Annotated in this window: 13 protein-coding genes; 4 read left to right on the forward strand and 9 right to left on the reverse strand. The window is 65.4% G+C overall.

The genetic code is table 11. The features are described 5' to 3' along the window. Positions 1–50: 50 nt before the first annotated feature. The 8 genes from ACFPN5_RS23015 to ACFPN5_RS23050 form a co-directional block, all read right to left on the reverse strand. The gene (locus tag ACFPN5_RS23015; protein WP_379786179.1) at positions 51–767 is read right to left on the reverse strand and encodes a DUF2076 domain-containing protein; all 717 of its coding nucleotides are present in this window, start codon (positions 765–767) and stop codon (positions 51–53) included. A 107-nt stretch (positions 768–874) separates the two neighbouring features. Beyond that, positions 875–4,189: an EAL domain-containing protein gene (locus ACFPN5_RS23020; protein ID WP_379786180.1), complete on the reverse strand. Its 3,315-nt coding sequence runs from the start codon at positions 4,187–4,189 to the stop codon at positions 875–877. A 367-nt stretch (positions 4,190–4,556) separates the two neighbouring features. Next, complete coding sequence (locus ACFPN5_RS23025; RefSeq protein ID WP_379786181.1) at positions 4,557–5,147, reverse strand: SAM-dependent methyltransferase; 591 nt, start codon at positions 5,145–5,147, stop codon at positions 4,557–4,559. A gap of 69 nt (positions 5,148–5,216) precedes the next feature. Continuing rightward, positions 5,217–6,614 carry an APC family permease gene (locus ACFPN5_RS23030; protein WP_379786182.1) on the reverse strand — a complete coding sequence of 466 codons (1,398 nt, stop codon included), beginning with the start codon at positions 6,612–6,614 and terminating at the stop codon, positions 5,217–5,219. A gap of 166 nt (positions 6,615–6,780) precedes the next feature. Then, positions 6,781–8,358 carry an aldehyde dehydrogenase (NADP(+)) gene (locus ACFPN5_RS23035; RefSeq protein WP_379786245.1) on the reverse strand — a complete coding sequence of 526 codons (1,578 nt, stop codon included), beginning with the start codon at positions 8,356–8,358 and terminating at the stop codon, positions 6,781–6,783. 89 nt (positions 8,359–8,447) lie between these two features. Continuing rightward, positions 8,448–9,362, reverse strand: coding sequence for a 5-dehydro-4-deoxyglucarate dehydratase (gene kdgD, locus ACFPN5_RS23040; RefSeq protein WP_379786183.1), 915 nt, complete (start codon positions 9,360–9,362; stop codon positions 8,448–8,450). 268 nt (positions 9,363–9,630) lie between these two features. Continuing rightward, positions 9,631–11,472: a glycoside hydrolase family 28 protein gene (locus tag ACFPN5_RS23045; protein ID WP_379786184.1), complete on the reverse strand. Its 1,842-nt coding sequence runs from the start codon at positions 11,470–11,472 to the stop codon at positions 9,631–9,633. Positions 11,473–11,539: 67 nt separating this feature from the next. Continuing rightward, positions 11,540–12,271, reverse strand: coding sequence for a FadR/GntR family transcriptional regulator (locus ACFPN5_RS23050; RefSeq protein ID WP_379786185.1), 732 nt, complete (start codon positions 12,269–12,271; stop codon positions 11,540–11,542). 163 nt (positions 12,272–12,434) lie between these two features. On the opposite strand from ACFPN5_RS23050, the gene garD reads away from it, so the two are divergent. The 3 genes from garD to ACFPN5_RS23065 all read left to right on the forward strand — a co-directional run bounded on the left by garD (position 12,435) and on the right by ACFPN5_RS23065 (position 16,592). Further along, positions 12,435–14,030, forward strand: a complete 1,596-nt coding sequence (gene garD, locus ACFPN5_RS23055) for a galactarate dehydratase (RefSeq protein ID WP_379786186.1) — start codon at positions 12,435–12,437, stop codon at positions 14,028–14,030. Between the two features lie 226 nt (positions 14,031–14,256). Further along, a complete protein-coding gene (locus tag ACFPN5_RS23060) occupies positions 14,257–15,696 on the forward strand; it encodes an MFS transporter (RefSeq protein ID WP_379786187.1) in 1,440 nt (479 codons plus the stop codon). Continuing rightward, positions 15,693–16,592: an SMP-30/gluconolactonase/LRE family protein gene (locus ACFPN5_RS23065; RefSeq protein ID WP_379786188.1), complete on the forward strand. Its 900-nt coding sequence runs from the start codon at positions 15,693–15,695 to the stop codon at positions 16,590–16,592. Before ACFPN5_RS23060 ends, ACFPN5_RS23065 begins: the two co-directional genes overlap by 4 nt. 121 nt (positions 16,593–16,713) lie before the next feature. On the opposite strand, the gene ACFPN5_RS23070 is transcribed toward ACFPN5_RS23065, so the two are convergent. Next, complete coding sequence (locus ACFPN5_RS23070) at positions 16,714–17,253, reverse strand: hypothetical protein (protein ID WP_379786189.1); 540 nt, start codon at positions 17,251–17,253, stop codon at positions 16,714–16,716. 283 nt (positions 17,254–17,536) lie between these two features. Here ACFPN5_RS23070 and ACFPN5_RS23075 point away from each other — a divergent pair, with 283 nt between their 5' ends. Beyond that, positions 17,537–18,355, forward strand: a complete 819-nt coding sequence (locus ACFPN5_RS23075; protein WP_379786190.1) for a class I SAM-dependent methyltransferase — start codon at positions 17,537–17,539, stop codon at positions 18,353–18,355. Positions 18,356–18,397 lie beyond the last annotated feature (42 nt).

Raw genomic sequence — 18,397 nt, forward strand, 5'->3', positions numbered from 1 at the left:
GTGCTCCCCCCAGTGATTGAGCCGGCTATTTTATACGGGGAGCAAGGAAACTAGCCGAGCATGCTGTCGTCGCCGCCGCTGTCGAACGAATCGCCGCCGAAGCTGTCGCCGCCGCTGTCGCTTGAAAAATCATGTTCGCTGGCGCTGCTGTCGGCCAGGCTGCTCGACGTGTCGCTGGCACCGGAACTGTCGCCCAGGTTGTTGGCACCGAGGTTGTCGAGCGGCGAGGTCAGCGAGGAGAAGGCGTTGTCGTTGCCGAGGAAGCCGTTGCCATCGTTGTTGTTGCCGTCGAACAGGTTGCCGAGCCCCTGGAACAGGAAGGCGCCGGCCGCCACCCCGGCCGCGGTCGAGGCGATGCTGCCGAGGGCGCCGCCCATGCCGCCCATCCGTCCGCCGAAAAAGCCGCTGCGGGACGGCTGCTGGTAGGCAGGAGGGTAGTGCTGGGAAGACATTTGCTGCTGCGGGGCGCCGTGCGACAAGGCGGGCGAGCGCTGGCCGCCATGGCCCCAGGCGTTCGGGTCGAGGAATTCCGGTGCCGAACGTGGGGCGCCGCGCATCTGCTGCTGCAGGGCGGCGATCTCGGCCTGCGCATTGTTCAGCGCCTGCTGCTGCAGCAGGGCGCGTTGTACCAGCAGGTAGGCGGCATCGGGCTGCTGCGCCACGGCGCGGGCGATCAAGGACTCGGCGTCGGGGTCTTTCGGCACGCCGCGGACCTGGACGAGCTGGTTCAGGAAATCCTGCAACAGCATGGAATCTTGCGGACTCATGGACGTCTCCAAATGGTTGTTCAAAAGGTCATATTGCACCTTTTGCGCCGGCTTCACCGCACGATCGGGATGTGGCAGCGGAATGGCAGCAGCAGCGCGGCCCCGGCTCAATGCACCATCTGCCGCTCCAGGGCGGCTTCGAAGGCCTCGCGCGTCATGGCGGCCGAGCAATAGTAGCCCTGGATGTAGTCGCAGCCGAAGGCGGCCAGCATGTCGCGCTGGGCGGCGCTCTCGACGCCCTCGGCGATGGCTTCGATGCCGAGGCGGTGGGCCAGGTCGATGATGCCTTCCGTGAGGGCCTTGTCGGCGCCGTTGTCGGTCAGGTTGTTGATGAAGGACTTGTCGATCTTCAGGTAGTCGACCTCGAAATCCTTCAGGTAGGACAGCGAGGAAAAGCCGGTGCCGAAGTCGTCGATCGAGACCCGGGCCCCAGCGCGATGCAGCCGGTCGAGGCAGCGCTTGACCTGCTGGGCATCGCTCACCAGCAGGCCTTCGGTGATTTCGATGGTGAGGCTGTTGGGCGGCAGGCCGGAATTGACCACGCGCTCGAGCCAGGGCAGGCCGCTGCGCTTGTCGAACTGGACCGGCGAGACGTTCACGCTCAGTTCCACCACATACCCATAGGCGCGGCGCCAGCGCTCGATGCTGGCAATCGCCTCGATCACCACCCACTCGCCGATCTCGTCGATCAGGCCCGCTTCCTCGGCCAGCGGAATGAAGGTCGCCGGACTGATCATGCCGCGTTCGGGATGCTCCCAGCGCAGCAGCACCTCGGCCTTGCGGATCGGCCCGCCGGAGAGGTCGACGATCGGCTGGTAGTGCGCCTGCAGCTGGCCGCGCGCCAAGGCGGCGCGCAGGTCGTTGGTGAGCGTGAGCTTGCTGCGCGCGCGCTTTTGCAGCGTCGGCGTGAAATACTGGAAGCGCCCGCGCCCCTCGCTTTTCGCCAGGTAGACGGCGGCTTCGGCATTGCGCACCAGGTCGGTGGCGTTCGTGCCGTCGTCCGGATAGACGCTGATGCCGACGCTGGCCGAGACGTGGGTAGCGTCGCCGGTCCCGAGGGCGAGCGGAGCGGCGATGGCCCCGATCAACGCCTCGGCCGTCGTCTCCAGGTGGGTACGCCCGTCGAATTCGCTGACGATCAGGGCAAACATGTTGCTGCCCAGGCGCCCGACGGTCGTGCCCTCGGGCGCGCAGCGTTCAATGCGCCGGGTCAGTTCGACCAGGGCGGCGTCACCCTTGGCGTGACCGAAGCTGTCGTTCACTTCCTTGAAACGGTCGAGGTCGAGCAGCAGCACGCCTAGGCCCTGGCCACTCTCGGCGCCGTGCGCCTTCTTGAGTTCCTGTTCCAGCCGGTCGACGAACAGGCGCCGGTTCGGCAGGCCGGTGAGGGCGTCGAAATTCGTCTGGCGCCAGATCAGCTCGTCCTTTTCCTTTTGCTCGCTGATGTCGCGGAACTGGATCACGTGGCGGTAGATGCGTCCGTCCGGATGCCGGATCGCGCGCATGTTGACGTACTTGGCGGTGAACGAGCCGTCGCTGTTGCGGTCGAGGATCTCGCCTTCCCAATGGTCGTTCGCCTCCAGTTCCTGCCAGAGGCGCTGGTAGAAACAATCGTCGTGCATGCGCGAGGCGAACAGGGCCGGCCGGGTGCCGAGCACCTCGGGCAGTGCGTAACCGGTCTGCGTGGTGAAGGCCGGGTTGGCGTCGACGATCTGGTTCGCTTCGTCGGTGACGACGATCGCTTCCAGGCTGGTCTGGTAAATCAGGTTGGCCATGCGCATCGATTCCTCGAGGTCGCGGCGCTGGGTGACGTCCTGCATCGTGCCGCACAGCTTGACCACCCTCCCATCCTCCAGCTCCGCCCTGCAGAGCGAGCGCACCCACTTGCGGCGCCCGCCGCCGTTGACCATTTCCAGCTCGATGTCGAAGGGCTCGGCGCGCAGCCGGGCGGCCTCGAGGCTGCGCTCGATCAGGGCGCGGTCATCCGGGGCATAACATTGCGTGCAGGCCTCCGGGGTGAGCGGCTGGCCCGGCGGGAGCTCGTAGATGCGCGCCAGTTCCGCCGTCCAGTGGAAGACGCCCGTGGCGAGGTCGATTTCCCAGGCGCCGACGTGGGCCAGCGTGCTCATTTCCGCCAGCAGGCGTTCCTGCTCGCGGATGGTCTGTTCCTGCAGGCGTCGCTCGGTGATGTCGCGCGCCACGCCGAGCACGCCGATCACGCTGCCGTCGGCCTGGGTAACGGGCGTCTTGATCGTTTCGAACACCCGGGTGCCGGCGGCGCCGGGCAGGGCCTCGATTTCCTCGAAGGTCACCGCGCGCCCTGCGCGCAGGGCTGCCGCGTCGTCCAGCTGGTAGCGCAGCGCCATGGTCGGCTCGAACAGGTCTTCGTCGCGCCGGCCGACGATCTCGGCGGGCGGCTTGCCGAACAGACTGGCCGCCTTCGCGTTGCAGGCCTGGTAGACCCCGTGCCGGTCCTTCAGCCAGACCAGGTCGGGACTGTTTTGCACCAGCGTCCTCAGTTGCGCCTGCTCGCGATCGAGTTCGGCGGTGCGCTTGCTCACCGCCCGCCGTACCGTGACCAGCCAAACGCCCAGCAGCAGCACCAGGCAGGCGAGGACCACGAGCGCCTGCACCAGCCGCTCGGCGTAGCGCGTGAACACCAGCGGACGCCCCATCCAGCGCTCATGCAGGGCATCGCGCTCGGCCTGCCTGATCTGCGCCATGCCGCGCTCGACCAGGGTCAGCGTGGCCACGTCGCCTTTCCGTACGCCGCGGCGCAACTGGTCGCGGGCGACCTCGAAGGCCTTCACGTAGCTGCGCTGCAGGCCGAGTCGGTACAGGTGGTAATCGGCCGAGTATTCGTCCATGCACAGCAGTTTGATGCTCTGGCTGGCCGCCGCCGCGACTAGGGCGTCGTGGCTGGGGAACACCCGCACCTTGCGCACGCCGGCCAGGCGCAGTTGTTCGGCGCAGGCGTCGTCCGCCTGGACCGCGACCTCGAAGCCCTTCAGGCTGGCCATTTCGTGGATGGCGCCGAGCGACGCGTCGGCATAGATGGCGGTGGCGACGGTCGCGTAGGGCTCGGAAAAGTCGATGCGGGCCGCACGATCGGCCGTGCGGAAAATGGGATCAATGACGTCCGCGTCCCGGCGCTGCAACATGGGCTGGACCTCGCCCCAGTTGGCGGAAATCATCTCGACCGCGACACCCGTCTTCTGCTGCCACAAGCGCCACAGGTCGACCGTGTAGCCTTCGAGCTTGCCGTCGGCGTTACGGTGCGCGAAAGGCGGGTAGTTCGCGTCCATGACGACGCGCAGCGGCGCGGCCGGCGCGGCCGGCGCCGCCGGTGCGGGAAGCGCCGGCGCGGGCAGGAGCAGGCTTGCAAGCAGCAGCAACCGCAGTCGCGGGACAGGTAAGGCCATCAAACTCCCCAATCGCTGGCACGCACGCGTCATGGGGCGCCGGCAGCCCGGCCGCGCGCGCAGCCTGCATGTTTTCAGGAACGATACCATGAAGTCCGCATGCCTTCGGCCAGGTGCCCTTGCAGAGCACATGCATATATCTAATTTGCAACAAAGTATAAACATCGCATAACTACTGCTTGACGCACGTGATTCGACCGGGCAGGGTCGGCGAGCGCGTCGGGACGCACCGGGTGCTGACAGCGTCCGGTACGGGTGAGGTGAAACTGGGGCGTGGGCCAGCGTGGGCCGACGTGTGATCCGGGAGCTGCACAAGAGGAGCAGGCTCAGCCGGCGATCGGCGCCGCTCCAGCCTGCTTACGGCTTTTCAGGCCTTGACCGCCTTCTTCTGCGCCTCGGTAATGGTCCAGTAATAAATCGTCCTGCCATCGACCGTTTCCGTTTTCTCGGGCGGCCACTCCGGTCCCATGTCGAAGGCGTGCGATACCACGCGCGAGCCGACCTTGAGTTGCTGCCACAGGCGCGGACGCAGTTTCGTGTTGATCGTCGGCAGCAGGTAGAGCGTCACCACCGACGCCGTTGACAGGTCGGTCTCGAAGAGGTTCGCCACCCGGAAGGTCACCTTGTCGGTAACGCCGGCCTTTTTCGCATTTTCCTTCGCTTCGGCGATACGCTCGGGGTCGATGTCGATGCCGGTGCAGCGGGCCCCGTGGTTCTTCGCGGCCGTGACGACGATGCGTCCGTCGCCGCAGCCGAGGTCGAACAGGATGTCATTCTTGTTGACCTTGGCCAGTTGCAGCATGCGGTCGACCACGTCCTGGGGCGTGGGCACATACGGGACATCGAGCGCCGGGGCGGCGGCTGCCGGCTGGGCGAGCAGCCGCGGGGCGGGAAGCAGGGCCAGGCCGGTCGCGGCAGCGCCGAGTCCGAGTAGCGTACGGCGGGATTGGGAAGTCATCGATACTCTCCTTCGGTTGGGTGGGACGGCGAAGATGATTATTCAACAACGGCTGGCTTTTAAAGCAGCTTATTTTCCGCCCTGTTGGCCCGGTCCCGCACGCATCAGCGGAATCAGCAGCACGCCCGCGGCAAGCACGGCGACACCGATCCAGGCGGCGTTGAGGCCGCCGAGCGACTGGCTGTACACGTACGACAGGCTGGACCAGAGCATCCAGCAGCAGGTCGCGCAAAAGACCAGGGGCAGCAGGGGGAACAGGGGTACCTTGAAGGGGCGCGGCAGGTCCGGCTCGCGCCGGCGCAGCACGAACAGCGACAGGCCGGCGAGCAGGAAGAACAGCCAGAACACCGGCGCCGTGAACTCCACCATCGACTTGAAGCCGCTGCCGAATGCCGCGCCCAGCCCGACCAGCAGGAGCGCGGCGATGCCCTGCACCAGCATGGCGATTGCCGGCGAGCCGCGCTGCCCGTCCCACTGGCCGAGCCGTTCGAGGCGGGGCCAGTCGCAGCCCATGGCGTAGCCGGTGCGCGCGCCCACGATCATGGTGGCATTGATCGAGGTGAGCGCCGACACGGCGACGAGGATCGAAATAACGGTCTCGCCGACCGGGCCGAGGGTCGCGCGCATGACGTCGGCCACCAGCGCCTCCGAACCCGCCATCCCGGCCAGGCCGAGCGTCTTCCAGCAGGCCCAGGTCACCAGCAGGTACAAGGTGGTAATGAGCAGGATCGACAGGGTCAGGGCGCGGACCATGTTGCGCCGCCCGTCGCGCACTTCGGCGCTGATGTAGGCGGCCTCGTTCCAGCCGCCATAGGTGAGCAGCACGAAGACCATCGCCATGCCGTAGGAAGCCGGCCCGGCGCTTGCCGCGGCAGGCGCCGGTGGAGGCGTGCCGGCGAAAAACGTTGCGGCGGCCGCGATCAGCAGCAGGCCGCCCACTTCCAGCAGCGTCAGCCAGGTCTGCGTGAGGGCGCCGGCGCGGATGCCGCGCAGGTTGAGCAGGGTGAGCACGATGACGACGGCGAATGCGTACACGGTCGATCCGGCCGCGCCCGCCATACCGGGCAGCGGGAGGACCTGCTGCATGTAGTCGCCGAAGACGAAGCCGAGCAGGGCAATGGAGCCGGTGGTGATCACGGCGAAGCGCGCCCAGCCGAACAGGAAGGCGACCGGCCGGCCATAGGCGCGGCGCAGGAAATGGTAGTCGCCGCCGGCATGGGCGCAGGAGGTGGTGAGCTCGGCGTAGCACAGGGCGCCGATCAGGGACACCAGGCCGCCCAGGATCCAGAGTCCGAACATGGCGGCGGCGCTGCCGCTCAGCCCGGCCACGATCGAGGGCGCCTTGAAGATGCCGGCCCCGATGACGACGCCGACGATGACGGCGACCGCTTCGCGCAGCCCGAGCGTGGGCTGCGGCGCAGTCCCGCGCACTGAGGCTGCAATTCGTTCCGCTTCGGTGGCATCCATGACGGCAGCTGAAGTAGTCCAGGTCCGGATTCGACGCTGCGGAGCCCGGATTGGTTCCCGCGCTGAACAGGAAGAGGATAGCGCCAAGCAAAAAACGCCCGGTATCAACCGGGCGTCTTTTTGCTACATTTTTTCTACATGGATGACGGACATGTCTGTCAGGGAATCAACCCTTGACCAGCTCACCATCCTTGATGCGGTGCAGGCCCAGCGGATTGGCATCCTGCAGCGCTTCCGGCAGCAGCCAGCTCGGCAGGTCCTGGTAGCTGACCGGACGCAGGAAGCGGTCGATCGCACCGGCGCCGACCGAGGTGCTGCGGCTGTCGGAGGTGGCCGGGAACGGGCCGCCGTGCACCATGGCGTGCGCCACTTCGACGCCGGTCGGGTAACCGTTGATCAGCACGCGGCCGGCCTTGCGCTCGAGCGTCGGCAGCAGCGCCAGGGCGGCGTCGCGGTCGCTTTCGTTGAGGAACATGGCGGCCGTCAGCTGGCCGTCCAGGTGTTCGGCGACATCGCGGAACTGTTCCACGCTATTGCAACGCACGATCAGCGACGAGGCGCCGAAGATTTCGTCTTCCAGGGCCGGGTTGGCGAGGAAGTTGGCGGCATCGGTCTCGAACAGCGCGGCCTGGCCGGCGCAGACGGTGGTGCCGCACTGGCCGCGGGCAACCAGCGTTACGCCTTCTTCCTTGCCGAGCTTTTCCACGCCGCTGTTGAAGGCCTTGTGGATGCCTGGGCTCAGCATGGTGCTGCCGACTTGCGCCTGAAGCGCGGTGGCGGCTGCGTCGCGGAACTGGTCCAGCTGCGCGCCTTCGAGTGCGACCACCAGGCCCGGGTTGGTGCAGAACTGGCCCGAACCCATCACCAGCGAACCGATGAAGCCGGTGCCGATCTGCGCGGCACGTTCAGCCATGGCGCCCGGCAGCAGGAACAGCGGGTTGATGCTGCTCATTTCAGCGTAGACAGGAATCGGCTCTTCGCGTCCGGCTGCGGCGCGTACCAGCGCCAGGCCGCCCTGGCGCGAACCGGTGAAGCCGACCGCCTTGATGGCCGGGTGGGTAACCAAGGCCTGGCCGATGGTGCGGCCGTCGCCGTGCAACATCGAAAACACGCCTTCCGGCAGGCCGGCTGCTTTCACGGCCGCTTGTACTGCCTTCCCGACCAGTTCCGAGGTGCCGGGGTGGGCGCCGTGCGCCTTGACCACGACCGGGCAGCCGGCAGCGAGCGCCGAGGCGGTATCGCCGCCGGCGACCGAGAAGGCCAGCGGGAAGTTGCTGGCGCCGAAGACGGCGACCGGACCGAGGCCGATCTTGCGCAGGCGCAGGTCAGGACGTGGCGGGGTGCGTTCCGGCAGGGCCGAGTCCAGCGCCGTGGCCAGGAAGCGGCCGTCGCGCACGACTTTGGCGAACAGGCGCAGCTGGTTCACGGTGCGGCCGCGCTCGCCTTCGAGGCGGGCTTGCGGCAGGCCGGATTCCTGCATGGCGCGCTCGATCAGGGCTGGGCCGAGATCGAGGATGTTCTGGGCCGCCAGTTCGAGGAAAGCGGCGCGGCTTTCCAGCGAGGTGTTGCGGAAGGTGTCGAAGGCGTCCTGGGCGAGGACGCAGGCCTGTTCCACGTCTTCCACGGTGCCGGCGCCGAAGGACGGCTCGATCTGTTCGCCGGTGGCCGGGTTGACGGCGCGGAACGACGATGCGCTGCCTTTTTTGATGGTGCTGCCGATCAGCAGTTCGCCGTTGATGGTGATGGTCAAAATAGTTCTCCTCTTAGATGCGGGAAAGCGCGCCCGGGCTTGTGCAGCCGTGGCGCGCCATATTTAGTGCTTTACTTTAGTGCTTACTGTGGGCCGAGCTTGGCCATCAGGGCAGCCAGCTGCTCGACTTCCTGCGGGTTCAGGTCGACCAGCGGCGCGCGCACTGGACCGGCGCTGTAGCCGGCGATGGTCGCACCGGCCTTGACGATGCTCACTGCATAACCGGCCTTCTTGTTGCGGATGTCCAGGTAAGGCAGGAAGAAGTCGTCGATCAGGCGGCCCTGGGTGGCGAAGTCGTCGGTACGGACGGCTTCGTAGAACTCGATGGCGGTCTTCGGGATGAAGTTGAACACGGCCGACGAGTAGACCGGCACGCCCAGCGCCTTGTAGGCTGCTGCGTAGACTTCCGCGGTCGGCAGGCCGCCCAGGTAGGTGAAACGGTCGCCCAGCTTGCGGCGGATGGTGACCATCGATTCGATTTCGCCGACGCCGTCCTTGAAGCCGATCAGGTTAGGGCAGCGGTCGGCCAGCTTCAGCAGCGACTCCGCGTTCAGCTTGCAGCGGTCGCGGTTGTAGACGACGACGCCGAACTTCACTGATGCGCAGACGGCAGCGACGTGCTCGACCAGGCCATCCTGGCTCGCTTCGGTCAGGTAGTGCGGCATCAGGAGGATACCGTGGGCGCCCAGGCGCTCGGCTTCCTGTGCGTACTTGATGGCCATGCGGGTCGGGCCACCGGCGCCGGCCAGGATCGGCACCTTGCCGCGGCAGGTTTCAACGGCGACCTTCACCACCTGCGTGTAGTCTTCCGGCGTCAGCGAGAAGAACTCGCCCGTGCCGCCGGCCACGAACAGCGCGGTCGCGCCGTACGGCGCCAGCCACTCGAGACGATGGACGTAGCCTTCAGGCTCGAAGTTGCCCTGTGCGTCGAAGTCCGTGATCGGGAACGACAGCAGGCCGGAGGAGAGGATTTGTTTGACGTCTTGTGGAGTGAACATGATCGCGTGCCTTGAAGGTTGAGGTAAAGGGCGAAGGTCTTTTGCCTCGCCAGTTATCAGTCATCGTACAACATAAAAACCAGGACAGCAAGTGGTCAGGCCAATTAATTCTGGCGGGTTTTCGTAGATGGGCTCTGCCCACGCGGTATGGCACCGGGGAGTGTCGAATCGCGGGCCAGAAACGAAGAACGCCGAAGCAAACGCGTTTGCTCCGGCGTGTCGACATGCCAGGCTGCCATGCAGTGTGGACTCACGAGTCCACCCTACGTTACGTCGACAGGGTCGTGTTATGCACCTTGCCGCCGATGGTCACGTTGGTGAGCTTCACGTTCTTCACGTTGTAGGTGAACCATGGCTGGGCCGCGTTCACCGGCGTGCCGAAATCGCAGTCGGTAATCGTCACGTCGCGAATCGGCAGGATCTCGGCCGGCTTGTCGCCGTTGTAGTCGAAGGCGACGGGGCCGAGCAGCAGCAGCGCCTGGAAGCACGAGAACGAGCCATCCTTCGTTTTGACGTTGCCGACCTTGACGCCCGAGATGTGGATGTTCTCGACGACCGGCGGGCGGGTGCGCACGTTGTCGGCGTTCGGGTCGTAGTCGCAATCGATCGTGACCACCGCGCCGGACGAGGAGCCGACGGACTTCGGCTGAATCGGCGAGCCGGGCAGGGGCTTGTAGTAGCCCGGTTTCAGGTTCACGCCGTTCGGCATGGTCACGTTGCGCACGTAGAAATGGCGCAGGAAGCCGCCGCGGTTCATGTTGGTCTTCATGCGGATCGCGGTGTTGAGCGGGTCGGTGGCCCAGTTCGCGTTGCGGAACTCGATGTTCTGCGCATACACGTGCTGGATGCCGCCCGACATCTCGCTGCCGAGCGTCACGCCGCCGTGGCCGCTGTTCATGACGCAATTCTGGATCACCACGTTCTGGGTCGGGCCGAACTGGATGTCCTTGTTCTTGCCGGCCTTGATCGCAATGCAGTCGTCGCCGCTATTGAAGGTGCAGCCGTCGACCAGCACGGTGTTGCAGGCTTCCGGGTCGAAGCCGTCGCTGTTCGGTCCCAGGCTGTCCAGGAGCACGTTGCGGAACTCGACCCTGGTGCAGTTGACCGGGTGGTGCAGCCAGAACGGCGCGTGGTTGATCTGGTAACCCTGCATCAGCACGTTGGTGCAGCTGATGAATTCGACCATGCACGGACGCAGGTAGTGGCCGCGGCCGAAAATGCGCTTGGCCACCGGGACGCCCGCTTCCGACAGCGTCGGCAGGAAGACCTCGTCGGTACGCCATCTGTCGGTCGTCCCTTCCATCAGCGCGACCTGGGCCGGGGTCAAGCTTGGCACGATCGCCTTGATCGAGGTTGGCGTGCGCGGGTTGACGATGGTTTGCGCCTGGTTCTGGTTGGGGCCGGGCTTGCGCTTGCCCTTCCAGTCCCACCAGGTGTCGCCATTGGCTTGCGGGACACCGCCCTGGCCGTCGAGGATACTGGTCCAGTCTTCGCCGGTGAGGGCGATATTCGTCTGGTTGTAGGCGTACACCAGCGGCGAATAATTCAGGCAGTCGTTGCTCTGCCAGCGCGAAATCACGAGCTTGCCGTTCGGGCCGCAATCGTAGTCGCCGTACTTGGCGAAGTCGTTCGGATCGTTGCTGAAATAGACGTGGGCGCCCTTGGCCAGGTGCACGTTGACGTTCGACTTGAGCACGATCGGGCCCTTCACCAGCCAGTTGCCGGCCGGGATGACCACGCGCCCGCCGCCGGCCGCGCTGCAGGCGGCGATGGCGTCGCGAATGGCTGCATAGCAGTCCGGTGCGTCGGCGGCCGGGGTGCTGACCTGGCCTTCTTCGTGGTGGGCGACGTAGCCGCTCACCATCCGCGCCTGGCACGGTTTGGCGCCGTAGGCGGTGATCACGAAGTCCTGCTTGCGGAAGGCCAGGGGTTTGCTGAACTGCTTGATGATGCCGTCGGCACGGCCCCAGGCGTCTCCCGCGGCGGCAAGGCTGGTCGCGCCAGTGGCTGCGCAGCCCACCGCGCCGGCGCCGAGGCCCAGGCCGGCGGCCGATACGGATGCGGCGCGCAGCAGCGAGCGGCGTTGCGGGTTCATTTGCTTCAGTTTCATTCTGTCTCCAAGTAGTGGTGCTTCTTCTGCTCGGGCCGCCAGGGCAGCCGGTCTTATTCTAATGTGTCTATCCGCGCGAGAAAGTGCGCGTCACCCGCTCCAGGTGGGCCCGCATCGCGCTGCGCGCGGCTGCCGGGTCGTGGCTGGCGATCGCGCTGAAGATGCGGCGATGGTCTTTTAGTGTCTCCTTGCGCAGTTCCTCGGTCTGGAAGTGTTCTTTCAGGCGGTTCCAGAGCCGGCCGCGCTGTTCCCACAGGTAGGCGACGGTGCCGACCAGGGCACTGTTGCCGGTAGCGCGCGCAATGGCGAGGTGGAATTCGCGGTCCGCGGTTTCGTTGCTGGCGTAGATGTCGTGGTTGCGTTCCATCTCTTCGACCGCTTTCAGGATGGCGTCGATGGCGCTGTCGGTGGCCATGCGCGCGGCAATCGCGCACACTTCGGCTTCGATCAGGCGGCGCGCGGCCAGCACCTCGAAGGGGCCCGGGCCGGCCTCGACGATGACGGCAGGGGCACTGGCGCAGAGGTAGACACCGGAGCCGCCGCGCACTTCGATGCGCCCGCCGAGTTCCAGGGCAATCAGGGCTTCGCGCAGCGAGGCGCGGCTCACGCCGAGGCGGGCGGCCAGCTCGCGCTCGGCCGGCAGCCGCGTGCCGGGGGCGAGCCCCTCGCTGCGGACCAGGGCTTCGATGCGGTCGGCGACGACGCGATAGAGACGTGGCTCAGGACGCGGCTCGGAACGCAGCTGAGCCAGTCCTGTCTCCTGCGCGCCATGTGGTCCAGCCGGTACTCGCTTAAGCATGAGGGTTCGATCGCGTTTTTGGTCAGGCCATTCTAAATTGGTTTGACCAATTGTGCAATGCGGACTAGCCAGATCGTTTTTTTGGTGTCATACTCGATCCGACTAAACAAGGTCGGTGCCCCTATTCCCTCCGGCCATATCCATTACTCTGGGCAGGTCCACTATGCAAAGCATTCAAATCGTCCGCGCCGGCCAGGACGGCGCGGCGGCGGCAAGCGCCGACACCCCGCGCTATATCCGCATGCACGCCAACGACAACGTGGCGATCGTCGTCAATGACGGCGGCCTGCGGCCGGGCGCCACCTTCGCCGACGGCATCACCCTGCTCGACGCCGTGCCGCAAGGGCACAAGGTGGCCTTGAGCGCGATTCGCGAGGGCGAGGCGGTCACGCGCTATAACGTCACCATTGGCTACGCCGCACGCGACATCGCGGCAGGCAACTGGGTCTCGGAAGCGAACCTGCGCATGCCCGACGCGCTCGAACTGGCCGGCCTGCCGATCGCCACCCGCGCCGCGCCGGTGATGGAGCCGCTCGAGGGCTTCACCTTCGAGGGCTACCGCAATGCCGACGGTTCGGTCGGCACGCGCAACATCCTGGCCATCACCACCACCGTGCAATGCGTTTCCGGCGTGGTCGACCACGCGGTGCGCCGTATCAAGGAAACCCTGCTGCCGCTGTACCCGAACGTCGACGACGTGGTCGGGCTCGAGCACAGTTACGGCTGCGGCGTCGCCATCGAGGCGCCCGGCGCCGACATCCCGATCCGCACGCTGCGCAACATCAGCCAGAACCCGAATTTCGGCGGCCAGGCCATGGTCGTCAGCCTCGGCTGCGAGAAGCTGCAGCCGGCGCGCCTGTTCCCGAAAGGCTCGATCCCGATCCTGAACGGGCGCGAGCCGGCCACCGTGTGCCTGCAGGATGCGGGCCACGTCGGCTTCATGTCGATGATCGACTCGATCGTCGCCACTGCCGACGAGCAGCTGAAAGTGCTGAACGCGCGGCGCCGCGAAACCTGTTCGGCGGCCGACCTGGTGGTCGGCGTGCAGTGCGGCGGCAGCGATGCGTTTTCGGGCGTGACCGCCAACCCGGCGGTCGGCTATGCAACCGACCTGCTGGTGCGCGCCGGCGCCACCGTCATGTTCTCGGAAGTGACCGAGGTGCGCGACGGTATCGACCAGCTGACCTCACGCGCGGCGGACCCGGAAGTGGCCGCCGCCATGATCCGCGAGATGGAATGGTACGACGCCTACCTGAAGCGGGGCGGAGTCGACCGTAGTGCAAATACCACGCCGGGCAACAAGGCGGGCGGCCTGTCGAACATCGTCGAAAAGGCGATGGGCTCGATCGTGAAATCGGGCTCCTCGGCGATTTCGGGCGTGCTGTCGCCGGGCGAAAAGCTGGGCGGCAAGCGCGGCCTGATCTACGCGGCGACGCCGGCCTCCGACTTCATCTGCGGCACGCTGCAGGTGGCAGCCGGCATGAACATCCACATCTTTACGACGGGGCGGGGCACGCCTTACGGCCTGGCCCCGGTCCCGGTGATCAAGGTCGCCACGCGCAACGACCTGGCGCGCCGCTGGCACGACCTGATGGACGTGAACGCCGGGCGCATCGCCAGCGGCGAAGCGAGCATCGAAGATGTCGGCTGGGAGCTGTTCCGCCTGATGCTCGACGTGGCCAGCGGGCGCCAGACCTGGGCCGAGCACTGGAAGCTGCACAACGCCCTGACGCTGTTCAACCCGGCGCCAGTGACCTAATCCACCGTGCATGCACACACCGCCGGCGCGCACCAGCAGGAGCCGCCGGCGGCGTTTCAATCACCTGAATGATCCGATCCGATCACAGAATAGTTGCCCAATCAGGGATGCTGTTGTACGATGACTTATGACTTTCCGAACAGACCGATCGAGTCCACCGGCAAGCCAGAGCAGCCCGCAGTAGCCAATACGCCAGTAGCAAATACAACGACAACGACGAGACTCCATGCGAACCGAGACCATCAAGCAACCGGCCGCAGCCGGGCAGGCAAACCAGTCCACCCAGGCAGACCCAGCAACGACCGGCAAGATCGGCGGCTATCGCTGGACCATCTGCGCACTCCTGTTCTTTGCCACCACCGTCAACTACCTCGACCGCCAGGTCCTGAGCCTGCTGTCGCCCGAACTGTCCAAGGAATTCGGCTGGTCGAATACCGATTACGCCAACATCACCGCCGCCTTCCAGTTCGTCTACGCGATCTCGATGCTGTTCGCCGGACGCGTGGTCGACCGCCTCGGCACCAAGGCCGCGTTTGCGCTGGCGATCGTCGTCTGGTCGATCGGCGCCATCATGCACGCCGGGGCCATCGGCATGGGGAATGGCGCCAACTCGATTCTGACGACGCTCGGCATGGCCGCGGTGCCGGTCTCGGTGATTGGCTTCATGATCGCCCGCGCCGTGCTGGCCCTGGGCGAAGCCGGTAACTTCCCGGCCGCGATCAAGGCCACCGCCGAATACTTCCCGAAGAAGGACCGCGCGTTCGCGACCGGCATCTTCAATTCCGGCGCCAACGTCGGCGCCGTGCTGGCGCCGCTCACCGTGCCGCTGATTGCCGCCACCTGGGGCTGGCAGGCGGCATTCGTCATCATCGGCGCGATCGGTTTCGTCTGGCTCGGCCTGTGGATGGTCTTCTACGAGAAACCGACCGAGCAGAAGCGCATGGGCGCCGCCGAACTGGCCTACATCACCCGCGACGACGCACCACTGGCCGCCGACGGCACCGAGACCGGCCGTGCTCTCTCGTGGTGGGCACTGCTCGGCTACCGCCAGACCTGGGCCTTCGCCTTTGGTAAATTCATGACCGACGGCGTCTGGTGGTTCTTCCTGTTCTGGCTGCCGAAATACCTGGCCGCGCAGTATGGCATGTCCGGCAGCGAACTCCAGTGGCCGCTCGCCATCCTGTACAGCATGACCATGATCGGCAGTATCGGCGGCGGCTGGTTCCCGACCTATTTCATCAACAAGGGCGCTTCGCCGTATGACGGCCGCATGAAAGCCATGCTGCTGATCGCCCTGTGCCCGCTGGTGGTGCTGCTGTCGCAACCGTTCGGCTACCTCAGCTTCTGGGTCCCGGTGATCCTGGTCGGTGTCGGCGCCGCGGCGCACCAGGCCTGGTCGGCCAACCTGTTCACCACCGTCTCGGACATGTTCCCGAAACGCTCGGTCGGCTCGGTGGTCGGCATCGGCGGCCTGGCCGGCGGCATCGGGGGCGTGCTGGTGACCAAGATCGGCGGCTGGCTGTTCGACCACTACGGCGCGCTGGGCCAGATCCAGACCGGCTACACGATCATGTTCACGTTCTGCGCCGTCGCTTACCTGATTGCCTGGGGCGTGATGAAGACCCTGGTGCCGCGCTACGACGAAATCCGCGAGCCGCAGGCATGAGTGGCGAAACCCGCGACATCCACCTGGAACGGGTAAGCAAGGGCCGTAGCCTGGTGGGCGAGTGCCCGGTGTGGAGCGCGGTGCAGGGAGCGTGGTACTGGGTCGACATCCCGGCGAAAACGATCTGGTGCCTGGACTTCGGCGGCGAGCTGGCCAGCTGGTCGGCAAGCGAGATGGTTGCCTGCATCGCACCGGCCGCCGACGGCAGCATCATCGCCGGCATGGAGACGGGCATCTTCCGCCTCCAGCTCGGCGCGGGCGGCACGGTCGGCCAGGAACGCCTGGCGACGCCAAGCGCACTCGGCGAGGGCATGCGCTTCAACGACGGCCGCTGCGACCGCCAGGGCCGCTTCTGGAGCGGCACCATGTTCATGGACATGTCGGCGAAACGGGCGATCGGCCAGCTGTACCGGTATTCGCTTGAGGGCGGTCTGTCGGAGCCGGTGGTGTCGAACCTGCTGACGCAGAACGGGCTGGCGTTTTCGCCCGACGGACGCACGATGTACCTGTCGGACTCGCATCCCGACAGCCAGCAGGTGTGGGCTTTCGACTACGATACGGACACCGGCACGCCGTCGAACCAGCGCCTGTTCGTCGACATGCGCAGTCATCCGGGGCGGCCGGACGGCGCGGCCGTCGACGCCGACGGCTGCTACTGGACCTGCGGCAACGACGAAGGCTGCATCCTGCGCTTCACGCCGGAAGGGAAGCTGGACCGCAAGATCGACCTGCCGATGGCCAAGCCGTCGATGTGCAGCTTCGGCGGGCCGGGGCTGGATACCTTGCTGGTGACCTCGATCAGCGCCGGGCAGGATCCCCTCGATCCGTGGGCCGGCGCCACCATCCTGCTGCGCCCGGGCGTGCAGGGCGTGGCGGAGACGCCGTTCGGCGGATAAGACGGTTTCAGAAGCAAAACAACAAAAAAACGCCGGCGCGAGCCGGCGTTTTTGCGTGAGCCAAGCCGTTTGCATTCCCCAGGCTCGGTATGGCACGGGGAGGCGCATCGGCCGGGCCTTGTCAGCGCTTTTCCCTGCTGATCGTTTGCACAAGCTTGAACGCTTCATGCTGGATCATCGGTTCCGCATCCGCGAGTTCCTTGCTCGCCAGGACATAGGCGGCTCGCTTGCGCTCTTTCTTTTCTTCCGGGGGAACCGCTTCCTTCGTGCCCGGCCAGACGACGCCCGCGCTGCTGTTGTACTTCCTGTGGATGACCTGCTTGCCATAGGGGGACTTGTAGAAACGGGTCATCTCGATGGCGGTATCGGCCGAAATGACGCGCGCCAGCGCTGGCGCCAGGCGCTGGTGCACCTCTGCAGGCGGCATCTTCTGGAGCCTGGCGAATACGGCCTTGCGCTGGTCTTCGCTCGGGAAGCGGCTGCGGGCGGCGACGCCGCGCAGTGCGTACTCGACGTGGATTACGCCAAGCAGGTCCTGCACGGCTTGCACGTGCGCGGCGCCGGGCACCCCGGCCTGCGATGCGGGCGCGGCAGCGGCCGCCAATCCCGGTTCCACGAAAGCCAGCGATAGGCCGAGTACGGCCTGGACTACGAACTTCATACGTTTCCCTTCGAATGACGAATGTCGATTGAGGCCATACCAGGCGACACGACAGCGACAGTCTGCGCCTAGCTGGCGTCTACTTTTGGTAAGCGAAGAGTGTAACGGATTTGTTGCCACTGAGTAAATAACTATTTGGCGGCGTTGCAATTGAGCATTTTTTTCTGTTTCCCGCCCCTGCCAATCTCACTTGACCTGCCTCAGCCAAGCCGACTTCGACTATGTGAACATGCACAGCCGAGTGTCGACATGGCTCGACCACCAATAACCAGGAGACAGGCGCATGACGACGCTGACAAACGAAAATTTTCAGCAAGAGATGAAGGCGGGTGAACGGTTCGCGTTCGGGGAAAACTGGAGCCGGTTCTTGCGCGTCCTGGATGAGGAACGCATCGTCCAGGCCATCGACAGCCTCAAGAACATGCTGGAGGTCGATGACTTGAAGGGAAAAACCTTCCTCGACATTGGCAGCGGCAGCGGTTTGTTCTCCCTTGCCGCCAAACGACTGGGAGCGAAGGTATTTTCTTTCGATTACGATCCGCAGTCTGTCGCCTGTGCGACGGAACTGAAAAGGCGCTATTTCGACAACGACCCTGACTGGCAAATCCAGCAGGGTTCCGTACTCGACCTGGACTACATGAAAAGCCTGGGTAAATTTGACATCACCTATTCGTGGGGCGTGCTCCACCACACTGGAGCCATGTGGCAGGCGCTGGGCAACGCCAGCGAAACCGTCGGCGAAAACGGAAAGCTGTTTATCGCCCTATACAATTTCCAACCCTTCCTGAGCAAATACTGGACCTTCGTTAAGCGCACCTACAACAAATTCCCGATTTCACGGCCCCTGTTTGTGGCGATCTATACGCCGAACATGTTGCTGCTGATGTTGCTGAACGCTCTTCGAAATCGACAATATGCCCGCGGGATGAGCGTCCGCTACGATTTATACGACTGGCTCGGTGGTTACCCCTTCGAAGTATCCACGCCCGAGGAGATTTTCGACTATTTCAAAGCCAGGGGCTATCTGCTCGGGAGGATCAAGACGGCTGGCGGAAGGATGGGCTGCAACGAGTTCGTTTTTCAGCGCCAGGATGATGCTTGAGGGAGATATCAATAGAAAGGTCGTCGTCAGCAACGCTCGCAT

Origin of the sequence: Massilia niabensis (genome assembly GCF_042655085.1) — a bacterium.
GTDB classification, from domain to species: domain Bacteria; phylum Pseudomonadota; class Gammaproteobacteria; order Burkholderiales; family Burkholderiaceae_D; genus Telluria; species Telluria niabensis.